The organism is Actinomadura sp. 1N219, from assembly GCF_044326405.1.
In the GTDB taxonomy this organism is placed as follows: Bacteria; Actinomycetota; Actinomycetes; order Streptosporangiales; family Streptosporangiaceae; genus Spirillospora.
This window is the reverse complement of record NZ_JBIRAY010000004.1, coordinates 290715-307426: the sequence shown is the minus strand read 5'-3', so window position 1 is coordinate 307426 and position 16712 is coordinate 290715. Positions and strand designations below refer to the sequence as shown.

The 16712-nt window shown below is 71.3% G+C and carries 17 protein-coding genes, 1 tRNA gene and 1 other RNA gene; 13 read left to right on the top strand and 6 right to left on the bottom strand.

The features are described 5' to 3' along the window. Positions 1–170: 170 nt before the first annotated feature. Positions 171–1460: a CynX/NimT family MFS transporter gene (locus ACH35V_RS16250; RefSeq protein WP_395973133.1), complete on the top strand. Its 1290-nt coding sequence runs from the start codon at positions 171–173 to the stop codon at positions 1458–1460. On the opposite strand, the gene ACH35V_RS16245 is transcribed toward ACH35V_RS16250, so the two are convergent. From ACH35V_RS16245 to ACH35V_RS16235, 3 genes are all read right to left on the bottom strand, one after another. Next, the gene (locus ACH35V_RS16245) at positions 1461–1769 is read right to left on the bottom strand and encodes a type II toxin-antitoxin system VapB family antitoxin (protein ID WP_395973132.1); all 309 of its coding nucleotides are present in this window, start codon (positions 1767–1769) and stop codon (positions 1461–1463) included. Positions 1770–2170: 401 nt separating this feature from the next. After that, a tRNA-Ser gene (locus ACH35V_RS16240) sits at positions 2171–2258 on the bottom strand. A gap of 10 nt (positions 2259–2268) precedes the next feature. Beyond that, positions 2269–2613, bottom strand: a complete 345-nt coding sequence (locus tag ACH35V_RS16235; RefSeq protein ID WP_395973131.1) for a DUF952 domain-containing protein — start codon at positions 2611–2613, stop codon at positions 2269–2271. Positions 2614–2671: 58 nt separating this feature from the next. Between ACH35V_RS16235 and ffs the strand changes: the two genes are divergently transcribed. The 7 genes from ffs to ACH35V_RS16200 all read left to right on the top strand — a co-directional run bounded on the left by ffs (position 2672) and on the right by ACH35V_RS16200 (position 9079). Then, positions 2672–2767, top strand: an RNA gene (gene ffs, locus ACH35V_RS16230) — signal recognition particle sRNA small type. A 57-nt stretch (positions 2768–2824) separates the two neighbouring features. Then, positions 2825–4990: a DNA polymerase III subunit gamma and tau gene (locus ACH35V_RS16225; RefSeq protein ID WP_395973129.1), complete on the top strand. Its 2166-nt coding sequence runs from the start codon at positions 2825–2827 to the stop codon at positions 4988–4990. 417 nt (positions 4991–5407) lie between these two features. Further along, a complete protein-coding gene (locus ACH35V_RS16220; RefSeq protein WP_395973128.1) occupies positions 5408–5821 on the top strand; it encodes a YbaB/EbfC family nucleoid-associated protein in 414 nt (137 codons plus the stop codon). 51 nt (positions 5822–5872) lie between these two features. Beyond that, positions 5873–6472 (top strand): recombination mediator RecR, encoded by a 600-nt coding sequence (gene recR / locus ACH35V_RS16215; RefSeq protein WP_395973127.1) that lies wholly within the window; start codon positions 5873–5875, stop codon positions 6470–6472. Continuing rightward, a complete protein-coding gene (locus ACH35V_RS16210) occupies positions 6465–7022 on the top strand; it encodes a DUF5063 domain-containing protein (protein ID WP_395973126.1) in 558 nt (185 codons plus the stop codon). Before recR ends, ACH35V_RS16210 begins: the two co-directional genes overlap by 8 nt. Positions 7023–7232: 210 nt before the next feature. Beyond that, positions 7233–8045 carry a transporter substrate-binding domain-containing protein gene (locus ACH35V_RS16205; protein WP_395973125.1) on the top strand — a complete coding sequence of 271 codons (813 nt, stop codon included), beginning with the start codon at positions 7233–7235 and terminating at the stop codon, positions 8043–8045. 71 nt (positions 8046–8116) lie between these two features. Continuing rightward, positions 8117–9079: a DUF5996 family protein gene (locus ACH35V_RS16200; protein WP_395973124.1), complete on the top strand. Its 963-nt coding sequence runs from the start codon at positions 8117–8119 to the stop codon at positions 9077–9079. Between the two features lie 14 nt (positions 9080–9093). Here ACH35V_RS16200 and ACH35V_RS16195 read toward each other — a convergent pair whose 3' ends face one another. Further along, the gene (locus ACH35V_RS16195) at positions 9094–9795 is read right to left on the bottom strand and encodes a hypothetical protein (RefSeq protein WP_395973122.1); all 702 of its coding nucleotides are present in this window, start codon (positions 9793–9795) and stop codon (positions 9094–9096) included. Beyond that, a complete protein-coding gene (locus ACH35V_RS16190) occupies positions 9792–10502 on the bottom strand; it encodes an RNA polymerase sigma factor (protein WP_395973120.1) in 711 nt (236 codons plus the stop codon). Before ACH35V_RS16190 ends, ACH35V_RS16195 begins: the two co-directional genes overlap by 4 nt. Positions 10503–10639: 137 nt before the next feature. Between ACH35V_RS16190 and ACH35V_RS16185 the strand changes: the two genes are divergently transcribed. The 3 genes from ACH35V_RS16185 to ACH35V_RS16175 all read left to right on the top strand — a co-directional run bounded on the left by ACH35V_RS16185 (position 10640) and on the right by ACH35V_RS16175 (position 14309). Beyond that, positions 10640–11239, top strand: coding sequence for a hypothetical protein (locus ACH35V_RS16185; RefSeq protein ID WP_395973118.1), 600 nt, complete (start codon positions 10640–10642; stop codon positions 11237–11239). After that, on the top strand, positions 11236–13509 hold the full coding sequence (locus ACH35V_RS16180) for a bifunctional polysaccharide deacetylase/glycosyltransferase family 2 protein (RefSeq protein ID WP_395973117.1): 2274 nt from the start codon (positions 11236–11238) through the stop codon (positions 13507–13509). The genes ACH35V_RS16185 and ACH35V_RS16180 overlap by 4 nt, the downstream gene beginning before the upstream one ends. 188 nt (positions 13510–13697) lie before the next feature. Next, positions 13698–14309 (top strand): TenA family protein, encoded by a 612-nt coding sequence (locus ACH35V_RS16175; RefSeq protein ID WP_395973115.1) that lies wholly within the window; start codon positions 13698–13700, stop codon positions 14307–14309. A gap of 148 nt (positions 14310–14457) precedes the next feature. Here ACH35V_RS16175 and ACH35V_RS16170 read toward each other — a convergent pair whose 3' ends face one another. Beyond that, on the bottom strand, positions 14458–15576 hold the full coding sequence (locus tag ACH35V_RS16170; RefSeq protein WP_395973113.1) for an alkene reductase: 1119 nt from the start codon (positions 15574–15576) through the stop codon (positions 14458–14460). Between the two features lie 87 nt (positions 15577–15663). On the opposite strand from ACH35V_RS16170, the gene ACH35V_RS16165 reads away from it, so the two are divergent. Both ACH35V_RS16165 and ACH35V_RS16160 read left to right on the top strand, forming a co-directional pair. Continuing rightward, positions 15664–16113, top strand: coding sequence for a MarR family winged helix-turn-helix transcriptional regulator (locus tag ACH35V_RS16165; RefSeq protein WP_395973112.1), 450 nt, complete (start codon positions 15664–15666; stop codon positions 16111–16113). A 77-nt stretch (positions 16114–16190) separates the two neighbouring features. Next, a complete protein-coding gene (locus tag ACH35V_RS16160; protein WP_395973110.1) occupies positions 16191–16712 on the top strand; it encodes a hypothetical protein in 522 nt (173 codons plus the stop codon).

Here is a 16712-nt window from a genome sequence, read left to right as displayed (position 1 = left end):
CCAGACCGGACGCCAGACGGGCTGCGGAGGCGGGCCGCCCGGGCGGGCCGCATGAGCGAAAACTGACCGGCCGACCAATCGATCGATCCGAGGGTCGGCGCCGGTGCGAAGCGAAACCGTACGTATCCGGTAGATCGCGCGCCCTTGTGGACGCGCGTGCCTACCGGCGCATGACGAAGGACGAGATGAGAACCCACCTGCCCCGCGCCACGGCCGTCTGGTCGCTCATCGGCCTGGTGCTGCTGACGATCAACCTGCGCGCCGCCATCACCGGCATCACGCCGGTGCTCGGCGATCTGCGCGACGTGTTCGGCCTGTCCGGCGCCGAGGTCGGTGTCCTGACCACGCTTCCGGTGCTCTGCCTGGGCGTCTTCGCCTCCGTCGCCCCGGCGGTCGCGCGGCGGCTCGGCGCCGAGGTCGCCATCGCCGGGTCCCTTGTCATGATCACGCTGGGGATTCTGCTGCGCGTGGTCGAGTCGCCGGTCTCGCTGTTCGTTGGAACGATCCTGGCAGGTGCGGGGATCGCGACGGGCAACGTCCTGATGCCGGCCGTCATCAAGCGCGCGTTCCCGGCCCGCGTCGGTTCGCTCACCGGCCTGGCGATGATGCTCATGGCGGCCAGTGGGGCCGTCGCCGCCGGACTCGCGGTGCCGCTGGACGAGGCCGGAGGCTGGCGGGTCGCCCTCGCAGTCTGGGCCGTCCCGTCCGTGATCGCGCTGCTCGTGTGGGGACCGCTCGCCATCCGAGGCCGCCGCACCACGGTGCCCCCGAACACTCCGGCCTCGACCCCGGCCACGGCTTCGGCGGACGGCGGTTCGCTGCTGCGCTCCCCGATCGCCTGGTACGTCGCGGTCTTCATGGGCCTGGCGTCGCTGATGTTCTACGTCCTGATGTCGTGGCTGCCGGAGATCATGCGGGACGCCGGGTACGCGCCCGCGGCCGCCGGGATGATGGTGTCCGCCATGATGATCGCCGGTATCCCGCTGGGCTTCCTCGTCCCCGTGTTCGCCGCCCGCCTGCGCGATCAGCGTCCGCTCGTCGCCGCCGTCGCGATCACCATGGTCACGGGCCTCGGCGGCCTGATGCTGGCCCCGTCCGCCGGGTGGATCTGGGTGCTGGTGCTCGGCCTCGGCACGGGCAGCGCGTTCCCCCTCGCCTACACGCTCCTCAACCTGCGCGCGGCGAGCCCCTCGATCGCCGCGGGCCTGTCCGGGATGGCGCAGACCGGCGGATACCTCCTCGCCGGGTTCGGGCCGCTCGCGGTCGGCGTCCTGCACGACGCGACGGGCGGCTGGAACGTCCCCCTCGCCCTGCTGCTCGCCCTGGTCGTTCCCGAGGTGCTGTTCGGACTGCTGGCCGCACGCCCGGGGTTCGTCCGCCCGGCGGCCCGGACACGGAGCGCCGCGACACGTTCGGCCCGCCCGGAGGTCGGCACGCGCGAGCCGGCCAGGGCCCGCTGATCAGCTCAGGTCGACGGCGTCCAGATCCAGGACGCGGGCGTGCAGGACGAGCCGCTGATGCAGTGCCGCCCGCAGCGCGCGGTGCAGGCCGTCCTCCAGGTAGAGCTCGCCGTGCCATTGGACGACGTGCGGAAACAGGTCTCCGTAGAACGTGGAGTCCTTCGAGAGGAGCGACTGCAGGTCCATCTCGCGCTTCGTGCTCACCAGCTGATCGAGGCGGACTTGGCGAGGCGGGATCTTGGCCCAGTCCCGGGACGAGAACCCGTGCTCCGGATAGGGCCGTCCATCGCCCACCGCCTTGAAGATCACCCTCCGAGTCTACGGCGTCCCCATGACCCGGAGAAGGCGACTCAACAACATGAGTCACTCCACTTACCGCCGCTGGTAAACGGTTACCTCGCAGTTCAACGCCTTCGTGGGAAACTACCGTCCACCGGACATCTCGTTTACCAACACCCCACCCGCCACCCCACTGACCAAGACCGGCCGCCTCCCTGAGCCGACCGATCACCACCCAACGCAACCCCTCTCACAACAACCAAACGCCCGACCACCCACCAAGCACACGCGCCCACTCCAACGACGCAGGACGCTACGCGCACGCGACACCACCCGCCCACCTACCGCTCGGGACGCGGTTTCGGTTCGGGGGGAGGGCTGGGCGTGAGACGAGAGAAGGCCGGTACCCGCTGTGGGTACCGGCCTTGAGGTGGCGGAGGATGCGAGATTCGAACTCGCGAGCGCTTGCACGCAACACGCTTTCCAAGCGTGCGCCCTAGGCCACTAGGCGAATCCTCCGCGGGAAAGCCTACCGGGTCTCGGGCAGTGACCTGACATCAATTACTGCCGAGACCGGGATCGGGCCGAAGACGTGCGGGAAGAGGTCGTCGCCGACCTGCTCGTAGCGGACGGGGGCGTCCAGACGCGACATGTCGATGACCAGGAGCACTAGGGCTGACCTGGGGACGGCGGCATAGAAGCGGTCGAGGACGCCCTCCAGTTGGGGCATGTCGGACGAGCAGTGGATGAAGCCCTCCTCGTCGAGGGTTCTGCCTAGCGTCGACATGCTGTACGACACTCCCGTGTCGCGGGCGGCCTCCCAGTGGGCCCGTTCGGCTATGTGCAAGAGCGTGTCGTGTGTCGGGGCGGGCATGCGGCGCAGACTACGCGGGAAGCGTGGCAATCCTGTGCGTGGGATGCCATAGACTGAGGCAGACCCCTCGCACGGCGTCACCCTGTGAACCTCCCCAGGGCCGGAAGGCAGCAAGGATAAGCAGGCTCTGGCGGGTGTGCGGGGGGTCCCTTGGTTTGACGGCGACACTGCACTTCCGACGCTCTGCTTCTCGAGGGAGGGCGGACCCCCGATGAGTCTGGCTCTGTACCGCAAGTACCGGCCAGCGACGTTCGCCGAGCTGAAAGGGCAGGAACACGTCGCCGAGCCGCTGCAGCAGGCGCTGCGCAACGGCCGGATCAACCACGCGTACCTGTTCAGCGGCCCGCGCGGCTGCGGCAAGACGTCCAGTGCCCGGATCCTCGCCCGTTCGCTGAACTGCGAACAGGGGCCGACGCCCGATCCGTGCGGCGAGTGCGATTCCTGCGTGGCGCTCGGGCCCGCCGGGACGGGCCACATCGATGTGATCGAGATCGACGCCGCGTCCCACGGTGGTGTCGACGATGCTCGCGACCTGCGGGAACGGGCGTTCTTCGCGCCGGTTTCGGCGCGCTTCAAGGTGTACATCATCGACGAGGCGCACATGGTCACGCGAGAGGGCTTCAACGCGCTGCTGAAGCTCGTCGAGGAGCCCCCGCCGCACCTGAAGTTCGTGTTCGCGACCACCGAGCCGGAGAAGGTCATCGGGACGATCCGGTCCCGGACGCACCACTACCCGTTCCGGCTGATCCCGCCGGGCGTCCTGCAGGAACTCGTCGAGGAGATTCTGCAGGCGGAGAACGTCCCGTACGAGTCGTCGGCGCTGCCGCTGGCCGTCCGGGCGGGCGCCGGCTCGGCCCGCGACACCCTCTCGATCCTCGACCAGCTCCTCGCCGGGTCGGACGAGAAGGGCATCACCTACACCGGGGCCGTCACGCTGCTCGGATACACCGACTCGGCGCTCCTGGACGAGGTCATCGGCGCTTTCGCGGCCCGCGACGGCGCCGCCGTCTTCGCCGCGATCGACCGGGTGATCGAGAGCGGCCAGGATCCGCGCCGCTTCACCGCCGACCTGCTGGAACGCTTCCGCGACCTGGTCATCCTGTCGAACGTCCCGGAGGCGGGCGGTTCGGGGCTGCTGAACGTCCCGCCGGACGAGCTGGAGGACATGCGGCGCCAGGCGTCCTCCCTCGGACCGGGGGAGCTGACCCGCGCCGCCGACCTCCTGCACACCGGACTGACCGAGATGCGCGGCGCCACGTCTCCGCGGCTGCTGCTGGAACTGATCTGCGCTCGCATCCTCCTTCCCGCCGCCTACGAGGACGAGGCGTCGATGTTCGCCCGCCTCGACCGTCTGGAACGTCAGGCCGCCCAGGGCGGATTCGCGGGCGGCCAGGGGGGCGGTGCCATGCCGCAGGCGATCATGTCCGCCCCCACGCCCCCGCCGCGGGAAACCCCCGCCCAGAGTGGCCCGGACGTTCCCGAGACGCGCGGAGAGCAGCCCCCGCCCTCCCAGGGGGGCGACCCCACTTCTAGTGTCAACCCCCGGCCCACCACAGCACCCTCCGAACAGAACTCTGTGGATAACCGCCGCCCCGCGCCCCGCGGCGGGCCTTCCGACAGCACACCGGCCGGTCCCGCTGAGAGCTCGCCAGTCGGCCCTGCGGCTCACCCCACCGCTCCCGCGGCCCCGCCCAGTGGTCCCGTCGGCGGCGCGTCCGGCGAGCGATCCGCGGCTTCGTCTCCTGGCCCCGCCCGAGGCGCGTCGGGCGGGCAGGCTGCGGGTTCGGGCGGGGGGGTGGACTTCTCGTCCGTTCAGCGGCTCTGGCCGGACATCGTCGAGGCGGTCAAGCAGAAGAGCCGCGCGACCTGGATGGTCATCATGGCCGGGGTGCAGCCGGTTTCGCTCGACGGACGGATCCTCACCCTGGGGTTCGACGCGGAGGGACGCCGCCTCGGTTTCGTCAACGGCGGCCGTGACACCGTCCTTCGCGAGGTCCTCAAGGAGCGGATGGGCGTCGACTGGCGGATCGAGACCGTCGTCGGCGGAGCACCGGCAGGGTCTCCGCCCGGTCGATCAGGCCCTAACGGCGGGTTCGGTGCCGCGGCCACACCGAACCCGGCACCTCAGCCGCGGCCGCCCGTCCAGCCGTCCGCCCAGCAGTCGGCTCCGAGGGCCGACCAGGCGGCTCAGGAACCGCCGCCCCCGCCGCCGGACGAGCCTCCGCCGCCGCCCGAACCGCCTCCGATGGACGAGAGCGACGAGGTCGACCCGGAAGGCGACGCGGACGCCGAAGGCGCCGAGGCCGAGATGAACGGGATAGCACTCCTCCAGCGCGAACTCGGCGGCCAGATCATCCGAGAGAACGACAACTCGTAACCGTCCAGTCCAGGCGCTCCATGCGCAGGCTCCGGACGGTGAATGAGGTGTTCGACGGGAGTCCTGCCCACTGGGCCGCCGCGAAGACCTGCTCACGTTGATCCAGCGCCTCGGCGGTCAGGCGTAGCACGGTCACATGCGGGATCCATCCGGCGATCTCCAGCGGATGCATCTGGGCGTCCGCGTGCCGGGCGATCGCGTCGACGAGGGTGCGGTGCAGCCGCGTCCAGCCGGGTGACTCAACCGGCCGTTGGCGGGGATTGGGGGGAGTCGGCACACCGGTGGGCGCTCTTACCGCATCCTGGTGCGAACCCGTAGTCTCGGGGGACGGACGTCCGGTGGCTGGCGGAGCGCCAGGAGATGGTCCTCACTAGGGCCCGAAGAGGGAGGTGCACCGTGGAACCCGGTGGTTTGAACATGCAGGAACTGCTCCAGCAGGCGCAGGCCATGCAGGAGCAGCTCTTCAGTGCGCAGCGCGAGCTCGCGGAGGCCGAGGTGACGGGGACCGCCGGGGGCGGGCTCGTCAGCGCGACGGTCAACGGGCAGGGCGAGATCACGGGGCTGACGATCGACCCGAAGGCCGTCGACGTCGACGATCCGGCCGACACGGCGGAGACCATCGCCGACCTGGTCCTGGCCGCGATCCGCGATGCCGGACGCGAGGTGCAGGAGTTGCAGCAGGAGAAGATGGGACCGCTCGCCCAAGGGCTGGGCGGCGGGGGCGGCATCCCCGGCCTCGGCGGCGGAGCCGGCGGTGGCGGATTGCCCGGCGGATTTCCCGGGCTCGGCGGCGGCCCCGGCGGTGGTTCGGGGGGACCTGGCGGCGCCTGATCAGGGCGGCGGTATCGGACGACATAGGACGTAGCAGAAAGGAGGGGTCCGTTGTACGAGGGGGTGGTTCAGAACCTCATCGACGAGCTGGGCAGGCTGCCCGGCGTCGGCCCCAAGAGCGCGCAGCGGATCGCCTTCCACCTTCTCGCCGCCGACCCCGCCGACGTGGAACGCCTCGGCAAGGCGCTCAAGGAGGTCAAGGACAAGGTCCGCTTCTGCAAGACGTGTGGGAACGTCGCGGAAGAAGAGGAATGCCGGATCTGCCGGGACGTGCGCCGCGACCCGCACGTGATCTGCGTCGTGGAGGAGTCCAAGGACGTCGTCGCGATCGAGAAGACCCGCGAGTTCCGGGGGCGCTACCACGTCCTCGGCGGCGCGATCAGCCCGATCGAGGGCGTCGGACCGGACGATTTGCGCATCCGTGAGCTGATGCAGCGCCTCGCGGACGGGTCGGTGACCGAGCTGATCCTCGCCACCGACCCCAACCTGGAGGGCGAGGCGACGGCGACGTACCTCGCCCGGCTCGTCAAGTCCATGGGCCTCACCGTCACCCGTCTGGCCAGCGGCCTGCCGGTGGGTGGCGACCTCGAATACGCCGACGAGGTCACCCTTGGCCGCGCATTCGAAGGACGGAGGCTGCTCGATGTCTGACACCAACAGCCCGCAGGACTGGAACGCCCTAGCCGAACGTGTGGCGTGCCACGTCGACAACTATCTGAACGGACTGGAGGCCGTCGCGCGCGGCGACGGCGGCGTCCATACCGTCCCGCTGCTCCTTCTCGAGGTGTCACAGGTCATCCTGGCGGGCGCGCAGCTCGGCGCCAGCGCCGACGTGATCCTCCCGGACAACTGGGAGCCCGAGGTCGGCGACGACCCCGACCTCGACGCCGTCCGGCAGGGGCTGTCGGAGCGCCTGTCCGTCATGGACGAGTACGTCGAGGTGTTCGACCCGTACAAGGACACCGAGCCCACGTCCTACCGCCTGTCGGACGACCTGGTCGACGTCGCCAGCGACCTCGTCCACGGGCTGCGTCACTACAACCAGGACCGTCCGCTGGAAGCCCTCTGGTGGTGGCAGTACTCCTACTTCAACCACTGGGGCAACCACGCCGGCGCGGCCCTGCGCGCCCTCCACGCCTTCGTCGCGAACGCCCGTCTGGACGTCGCTCCCGAAGTCGCCACGGTGCCCCTGGCCCCTTAGCGGGCCCCGCAGGTCGTCCCTGCGAAGCGGTGAGCGCACGTTCTGCGGTGTGTGGTGGATGGGACGTCTCCGCGTGTGGTGATCATCGGGGCGGTCCGAATGCGGTCAGGGTGTGGCTTTGATGATCAGTACTTGGAACGTTGGTCGCAGGCCCCTGCTCACGGGGGCGGGGCGTCCGGTGCGGCGCGCTACCGGCTTGGGGGTCTGCGGATGCGGCGACGGCTGGGGCTGGTCGCGCTGGGGCTGGTGGGCTGCCTCGCGGTGAGCGGGTGCGCGGGCGGCGAGGAGCCGTCCATCCTCGGGCAGGAGACGCTGGTGGCGGGCGTCCGGCCGGATCTCCCGGGGATCGGGTTCAAGCTGCCGGACGGACGGTTCGAGGGCCTGGACGTCGACGTGTCGCGGTACCTGGCCGAGAAAATGGGGAAGAAGGTCCGGTTCGCTCCGGCGCTGGCGGCTGATCGGGAGCAACTGCTGCGGGACGGGAAGGTCGACATGGTGCTGACCTTCTGGCTCGAACCGGAATGGAAGCAGCGGCTCGGTTTCGCGGGCCCGTATCTGCTGTCGTACCAGGACATCCTCGTCCGCGACGCCGAGCGCAAGGTGCGCGGCGTGCGGGACCTCAAGGGACGCAAGATCTGCGCCGTCACGGGATCGGGCGCCGCGGAGGCGGTGACCCGGGAGCGGCAGGTGGCGGCGGTGCCGGTGGCGGCGAGGTCCTACGACGACTGCCTGACGATGCTCGGCGACGGCCGGATCGACGCGATCACGACGAACGACACGATCCTGGCGGGGCTGAAGACGCGGCGGGGCGACGCGTTCCGGCTGCTGAACGCCAGGTTCGGGGAGCGGCGGACGGGCATCGCGATCCGGAAGGGCGACCCCGACGGCTGCGAGGCCCTCAACCGGGCCATCACCCAGATGTACCAGGACGGGACGATGGCGGCCCTCATGGCCAAATGGTTCGGCACGTCCGGGCTGGACCTCTCGGACGTCGAGGTCCCGCAGTTCGAGGGCTGCCTGTGACGTGTGCCGCCGGGGTTGGGGCGCGCGTGCTCGGGCATGATTCGTCCGGTTGAAGGAGGGGGTGGCCGGCTGTGGAGCAAGGGCGGGGTTCGTGGCCTCAGTTGCGAGTTGACGACTGGCGCGAGACGCGTGACACGTTGCACATGTGGACGCAGATCGTCGGGAAGGTCCGGCTCGTCAATTCGCCGCTGGTGAATCACTGGTGGCAGGTGACGCTGTACGTCAGCCCGCGCGGCCTCACCACGTCCGCGATCCCGTACCAGGGCGGGGCGTTCGACATCGAGTTCGACTTCGTCGAGCATCGGCTGCAGGTGCGCGCCAGCGACGGGGGCACGGGCGGGTTCGCGCTGGAGCCCATGCCGGTCGCGGAGTTCTACGACCGGACGATGCGCGCCCTCGCCCAGCTAGGGATCGAGACCGCCATTCAGGGTCGTCCCAACGAGGTCGACCCGTCGATCCCGTTCGCGGAGGACGACCGGCACGCCTCCTACGACGCCGCAGCGGCGCACCTGTTCTGGCGCCAACTGCTGCAGGCGGCGCGAGTGATGGGCGAGTTCCGGTCCCGTTTTGCAGGAAAGGTCAGTCCCGTGCATTTCTTCTGGGGCGCGATGGACCTCGCCTGCACGCGGTTCTCCGGACGGGACGCGCCCCGGCACCCGGGCGGCGCCCCCAACTGCGGTGACTGGGTCATGGAAGAGGGCTACTCCCAGGAGCTGAGCAGCTGCGGTTTCTGGCCGGGCGGCGGTGACGAGGGTGCTTTCTACGCCTACGCCTACCCCGAGCCGGACGGGTTCGCCGACCGTCCGGTGGGGCCGTCCGGCGCGTTCTACAGCCGGGAGAACGGCCAGTTCCTGCTGCCGTACGAGGAGGTGCGCACCGCCCCCAGCCCCGACGAGGCGTTGCTCGAATTCCTGCAAGGCACCTATGAGGCGGCGGCCGACCTCGGCGGCTGGGACAGGCCCGCCCTGGAAGCGGACCCGGCCAGGTGGGCCCACAAGTCGAACCGGAACGAACGACAGGCGTCCGCGACCTGACCGACGCCGAAGTGTCAGTACCGTGAGCCGGTGCCGGTGCCGGTGGTGCTCCCGACTCCTGAGCCGGTTCCCCTGCGGGGGGCGGTGGTCGGCGGAGGGTTCTCGCCCGGGGTTCCGCCGCTCGTCGTGGTGTTGCCCGGTGCGGCGCCGCCCTCGGTGGGCGTGTTGCCGTTGTCGACGCCGGGCCCGCGCGGAGGCTCCGGGGTGTGCCTCGGCGGACGGGGCTTGGGTTCCTTGGTCTTCTTCTGCTGTCCCGGTGCGCCCGACTTGCCGTGCTGCTTCGACTTGCCGTGCGGCGACCCCGTGGACGGCGGCGCCGGCGACGAGGACCTGGTGGCCGGGTTCTCGTCGCCATTCGTGTCCTTGCCCTCCCGGTGCGACGGGCTGGGCGACGACGGCGCCGGGTCGCGGCCCGGCAGCTGCCCGGTGATCGTGGCGTAGGCGGCCCCTCCGGTCAGGATGAGCGCGCCGCCCGCGACGGCCAGGGCTTTGATCGTCAGAAAGCGGCGCAGGGCGGCCGTCCTGGACCGGGGCTCGGGACGCGGCGCGGCCCTGAAGGCGGCGACGGCGGCGTCCTCGCCCGCGAGTTCCTCCGGACGGCCCGGCGCTGCGGCCGCGGCGAGGAGGGCGTGCAGGCGGGCATGGTCGTACGCGCCGTCGAGGAGGCGCTCGGCGGCCCGCCTGTCGAGGTTTCCGGGCTGGTGATGGTCGCTCATGTCACCCCTTCAGCGCCGGTACCACCGCTTTTGTCACTCTGGGCGAAGGGACGGGTGCCGGACGCCGCGTCCTCGGTGTCCGGATCGGCGGGTGGCGCCGCGTCCGGGTCGGTCGGTGGCGCCGTGTCCGGATCGGCGGGTGACGCGGTGTCCGGATCGGCGGGCGCCAGCCGCTCGGCGAGGCGCCGCAGGCCGCGGTAGGCCGCCGTCCGGACGGCGCCGGGCCGCTTGCCGAGGACCTTTCCGGCGGATTTCGCGTCCAGGCCGACGACGACGCGGAGCATGACCGCCTCGGCCTGGTCGCGGGGGAGTTCGGAGATCAGCCGCAGGGCGTCCTGCGTGGCGATGCCGTCGAGGGCGTCGAGTTCGGTGTCGGCCTCGGCGGCCATCGTGACCAGTTCCTCGACGGGGAGGTCGGATCCGGGCCGGCGCGACTTGCGGCGCAGGTGGTCCAGCGCCCGGTGCCGGGTGATCGTCGCGGTCCAGCCGCGGAAGCCGTCGAGGTCGCCGCGGAAGGTGGGCAGGTCCCTGGCGATCTGCAGCCAGGCCTCCGACGTCACGTCCTCGGCGTCCGGGCCGACGAGCGCGCCGGCGAAGCGGATCAGGCGGGGCTGGACGTCGCGGTAGAGCATGCGGAAGGACTCCTCGTCGCCGTCCTGCGCCGCCCGCAGGGCACGGCCGAGATCCTCCTCGTCGGCCCGTTCCACCCACGCCATTGTGCAGGGATTCTGACAGGCGTGTGACATGTACGCGGGTGTTCGGCGCTGAACCAGTGAACGTCCGGGTCGGCACGGCACCCGGGCGTTCGCCACCCCTCACGAAGTGTGACGAAATCTGGACGGAAATGATCCGCGACCCCATATCCGGCAGTGCCCGCCACCGCCGGGACAAGCTGGTCGTCACGGGCATCCCGCCGGTCACCGGGACTGAGCCCGTCACGCAGCCCGCGCCGCTCGCGCAGCCCGCGCCGCTCACGCAGCCCGCGCCGCTCACGGAGATCGAGTCGCTCATGGAGACCGCGCCGCTCACGGAGCCCGACCCCGTCACGGAGACGGCGGCCGCGCCCGTGTTCGTCGACTCGACCGGCGGGCGGGCCCGGCTCGGGCGGCGGCTCGGCCTCGCCGCCGGGGCGGTGCTCATCGTGTTCCTGGGCGCGCTGGGCATCGGCATGGCGACCGGCCCGGACGTGCCGCTGACGCCTTGGAAGGAGCCGTCCGGACGCCCGAGCGTGGAGCTGAGCCGTCCGGCCGTCCCGTCGGAGAAGCCGCGTGACCAGCGCGCCGCAGGTCGGCCCGGTTCGGCCGGAGGGGGCGAGGGCGCGGCTTCCGCGCCGTCCGGGTCCTCCGCCGCGCCGTCGCCGGCCCCGCCCCCCACGTCCACGAGCCGTCCGGGCAAGTCGCAGGCGAGCCCGCCCGCGTGGGGACGCAAGAAGAAGAGCAATTGATCGCGCGGCGCGCCGAGCCCCGGGGGCACTGGGTCCTGCTGGTGCTCGGCGGCCTCGTGCTGACCGTGCTTCTGCTGCTGGACGGGTTCGCCAACGGCGCCGTGGGCGAGGCGCCGCGGGACGAGAGCCCGGACGCCGGGAAGGGGACGGTTCCGGGCGCGGTCGCGTCCGGCGGACCGGTGGTCAACCTCGCGGATGGCGTCCCGCGCGGCCGGCGCATGCCCCTGAAGACGATCGCGCTGACGTTCGACGACGGCCCCGACCCGGTCTGGACGCCCCGCCTGCTGGACGTCCTGCGCCGCCACGGCGCGCACGCCACGTTCTTCACGGTCGGCGCGCGCGTGGCCGAGAATCCGGGGCTGACCCGCCGGATCCTCCGCGAGGGCCACGAGATCGGCTCGCACACGTACTCGCATGTGGACCTCGCGACCGCCCCGGCGTGGCGGGCGGGCCTGGAGCTCGATCTCACGCAGCGGGCGCTGGCGGGGGCGGCGGGCGTGCACACGAGGCTGATGCGGATGCCGTACTCGTCCCGTCCGGACGGCCTGACCGGGCCGGAGTGGCGTGCGGCCGAGCGGGCGGGCGAGGACGGGTACGTCGTCGTCCTGACCGACCGCGACACCGAGGACTGGGCGCGTCCCGGCACCGCGAAGATCGTCCAGGCGGCGCTGGCCGGGGCGGGGCGCGGCGAGGGCGCGGTGGTGATGCTGCACGACTCAGGCGGCGACCGGGCCGACACCGTCGCGGCCGTCGAGCAGATCATCCGGCGGCTCCAGCCGCAGGGGTACCGCTTCACGACGCTCACGGAGGCGCTGGGCATGCCCTCCGCGGTCGTCCGGGTGCCCGCACACGAGAAGGCCGTCGGCTGGACGCTCGTCGCCGCGCAGCGCTCCGCGTCCGCCCTCACCGGGACGATGGGCGTGCTGTTCGCGGTGGCCGGGATCGCGTACGTGCTGCGGCTCGTGATGCTGCTGCTGTTCGCGCACGTCCACATGCGGCGCGTCCGGGGCCTGTCGCGCCGGGGCCGGCATGCCAACCCGGGGACCGCCGCCCCCGGAACCGCCACCCGCGAGACCGCCACCCGCGCGACCGTCCCCGACGGGTTCCAGCCCGACCCGGAAATGTCGGACATGCTGGACAACGAGCTGCCACCCGACCCGTTCCCGCCCGTCTCCGTGATCGTCCCCGCATACAACGAGGAGGCGAACATCGCCTCGACGGTCGCCTCGCTCCTGGACACCGACTACCCGGGCACCGTCGAGGTCATCGTCGTGGACGACGGCTCCACCGACCGCACCGCGCTGATCGTCGAGTCGATCGCACTGCCGACCGTCCACCTGATCCGCAAGCCCAACGGCGGCAAGCCCAGCGCGCTCAACGCGGGCATCGGGGTCGCCCGCGCCGAGATCCTCGTGCTCGTGGACGGCGACACCGTCTTCCAGCGCGACACCGTCCGCCACCTCGTCGCGCCGTTCGCCGACCCCGGGGTCGGGGCGGTCAGCGGCAACACCAAGGTCGCCAACCGCGGCGGCATCCTCGGCCGCTGGCAGCACATCGAGTACGTGATCGGGTTCAACCTCGACCGGCGGATGTTCGACGTCCTGCGGTGCATGCCGACCGTCCCCGGCGCGATCGGGGCGTTCCGCCGGTCGGTGCTGGCGCGGCTGGGCGGCGTCCCGGGCGACACCCTCGCCGAGGACACCGACCTCACCATGGCGATCTGCCGCACCGGCCTGCGCGTCGTCTACGAGGAGAAGGCCCTGGCGTGGACGGAGGCGCCGTCCACGCTGCGGCAGCTGTGGAGGCAGCGCTACCGCTGGTGCTACGGCACGATGCAGGCGATGTGGAAGCACCGCCGCTCCGTCATCGAGAGCGGCGGCTCGGGACGGTTCGGACGCCGCTGCCTCCCCTACCTGACGCTGTTCCAGATCGTGCTGCCGCTGTTCGCGCCCGCCATCGACCTGTTCGCGCTGTTCGGCGTGGTGTTCCTCGACCCGGCCGTGCCGCTCCTCACGTGGCTGGTCTTCGTCACCGCGCAGGCCGCCGCCGGCGCCTACGCACTCTGGCTGGACGGCGAACGGATCCGCCCGCTCTGGACCCTGCCGCTCCAGCAGTTCGTCTACCGGCAGCTGATGTACCTGGTCGTCGTCCAGTCCGTGGCCACCGCGCTGCTGGGGGCCCGGCTGGGCTGGCACACCGTCCGCCGGACGGGCGCGTTCACGGATCTGCGAGGCCGGGAACAATCGCAGGGTCCCGTCGGTTACACATGACAGCCGGTGTGCCTGGTGTCCCCGGGCCTCACCTTTTGCCTTCACGGAATACCGTCCGGCTGGAGCCGTGTTGTGCCTTTCGCCGAGAGGCGACCCCACACACCGGCGCAAGATCAGAGCCCCGCCGGGTCGCACGACTCGGCGGGGTCTGATCATTTCCGGCCCCTGGGGGATGCGAGACTGCGGCCATGAGTCTCGCGGCGCATCTGGAGGAGCTCGGCCGTCCGCTGGTGGACGAGCAGCTCAAGCACCCCACCGTGGAGGGCATCGCCCAAGGAACCCTGGACGAGTCGATATTCCGCTCCTGGCTGGAGCAGGACTACCTCTTCCTCCACGACTACGTCCGCGTGTTCTCCCGCCTCGCCTGGCAGGCCCCCGCCGCCCACCTCGGCGACCTGGTAGACCTCGCCTACGCGACGTTCCACGACGAGCTCGACCTGCACCGATCGCTTTCCGCGAGCTTCGCCGCCGACCTGGACGGCGCGCAGAAGGGCCCGGCCTGCGCCGCCTACACGTCGTTCCTCCTGGACAGCGCCGCCACATACGCCGACGGCCTCGCCGCCCTCTACCCCTGCATGTGGGGATATTCCACACTCGGACGGCGCCTCGCCGAGAACCCGCCGTCCGACCCCCGCTACCGCCGCTGGGTCGACACCTACGCCGACCCCGCCTTCGCCGAACTCACCACCCGCATAGCCCAAATGATCGACGAATCCGCCGCCGACCCCAAAACAGCCGAACGCCTCTTCCTAGAAGGCATGCACCACGAGATCGCCTTCTGGAACATCCCCTGTTCATAGCATTTCTCTCCTCCTTCGGGCCCTGGGGGCCCTCCATCGTCGAGAAACGCGCGCGATCGCTGGCATCGCTCCGTCTCGCCTGGCGCCTCGCTGCGCGATCAGGTTTCTCGCAAGCTCGAAACCTGCCTTCGGACGCGATCGCGACGGTTCAGGCTGTCGCGTGGTTGCGGTGGTGGCTGGGCTGGGTGCGTCCGCCTGATTGTGCTGGGTAGTCGGTGTAGCCCGCGGCGCCGCCGCCGTAGACCAGGTTGGGGATGTGCGGGGTGAGTTGGGCGCCGGTTGCGAAGCGGGTGGGTAGGTCGGGGTTGGAGATGAACAGGCGGCCGAAGGAGAAGATGTCGGCCAGGCCCGCGGCGACGGTTTCCTCGCCGGCCTTCTGTGAGGTTGGGGCGGGGCCGTTGAAGTTGCCGATCAGCGTGCCTGACCAGCGTGGACGAAGGTCGGCCAGGGCCTCGTACGCGCCGCGCTGGATGATGTGCAGGTAAGCGAGGCCGAGCGGGTCGAGGGCGTCCACGAGAGCGCGGTAGGTGCCCTTCGGGTCCTGTTCGGCGATCTCGTTCTCGGGGTTGTCGGGGGAGATCCGCAGGCCGACGCGTCCAGGGCCGATCTCGGCGGCCACGGCGGTCACCACGTCGAGTGCGAAGCGCAGCCGTCCGTCGCGGGAGCCGCCGTAACGGTCGGTGCGCCGGTTGGTGTTCTCGGCGAGGAACTGCTGGATGAGGTAGCCGTTCGCGCCGTGCACCTCTACCCCGTCGAACCCGGCCCGCACGGCGTTCCGGGCTGCAGTGGCGAAGTCCGCGACCGTCGCCTCCACCTCGGCGGTCGTCATCGGGCGCGGCGTCACATGCGGGACGCGGCCCTCGGTCGTGCGGATCTTCGCCGACTCGATCCGGACCGCCGAGGGGGCGACGGGCGTCGCGCCGCCCGGCAGGGTGCGGGGGTGCGTCATGCGGCCGACGTGCCAGAGCTGGGCGAAGATCGTCCCGCCGGCGGCGTGCACGGCCTCGGTCACCGCGCGCCACCCGGCGACCTGCGCGTCCGTCGTGAGGCCGGGGACGCGGGGCTCGCCCTTGCCGAGCACGCCCGGCCAGATCCCCTCGGTGACGATCAGCCCGGCCGTCGCGCGCTGCGCGTAGTACTCGGCGGTGAGGGGGTTCGGGACGCCCGTCGCGTCGTCCGCCCGGTTGCGCGTCATCGGCGCCATCGCGATCCGGTTGCGGAGCGTCAGGTGCGGTCCCTCGTAGGGCAGCAGCAGCGGACTGGTCATCGTCGAGCCCTTTCGTCTGAATAACTTGTATGTACATGCAGATGTTCACATTGCATGTATGCTGGCGTCAAGAGAGAGGGGCGCGAAATGGGCGCTGGCGCGAAGACCACCACCGCGGACGGCCTGCTCTGGGACGGCGTCGTCACCCTGCACGGGCGGGTCGAGCATCAGCTGTCCAAGGCGCTCCAGCGCCGCCACGGGCTCGGGCTGTCGGAGTACCGGGCGCTGTGCCGCCTGTCCCGCGCCGAGGACGGCGAGCTGCGCATGCAGGAGCTCGCCGACCTCATCGGCCTCAACCAGAGCTCCGTCAGCCGCCTCGTCGCGCGGCTGGAGAGCGCCGGTCTCACCCGCCGCGCCATGTGCCCCAAGGACCGCCGCGGCGTCTACACCGTCATCACGGACGAGGGACGGGCCGTCCAGGACAAGGCCGCCCCCACCTACGCCGAAACCCTCACCGAAGCGCTGGACGCGGCCGCCGACGCTCCGTCCCTCGTGCCCGTGCTCAGCGCGCTGCGCCGCATGTCCCCGGACGCGTGACCCCCGGCGGGCGCCGGTGCCCGCTCCGAACCATTCGTCCCGCATCGCCGTCCTAGTCGGCGGAGGGGACGATCACCATGGCCGGATGGCTGGAGAAGGCCGCCAGGGAGTACCGGGGACGCCTGGTCCTGGCGGGCGCCTGCTGGTTCCTCATCGTCGCCCTGTTCAGCGTGATCGGCGGCATGGTCGCCTACACCGCGCTCTGGGGCGAGACCGCGACGGCCCGCGTGGCGAAATGCGACTACGAGACGCAGCAGGAGGGCAGGTCGCCCGACCTGGTGTGCACCGGCACCTGGCTCACCGAGGCCGGGACGTCGAAATCCGGCTTCATCGAGGGAGTCGGTCATGGGGACGTCGGCCGGGAAGTGAAGGTCCGGCTCGGCCCGGGAGGGGACGCCTATGCCGGAAGGCTCACCGACCACCCGATCGGGTTCGCGCCGCTCCTCCTCGTCCTCACGGTCGGCTTCTACGCGTGGGCCTGGCGGCGGGTCCGGCGGGCCGGGCGGATCGAACCGCTCTTCGCCCAGGCGGCGGGCACCGACGCGACGAGCAACGTCCGTGTGATCTCCACCGGAGATCACACGGACGAAGGCCGCTAG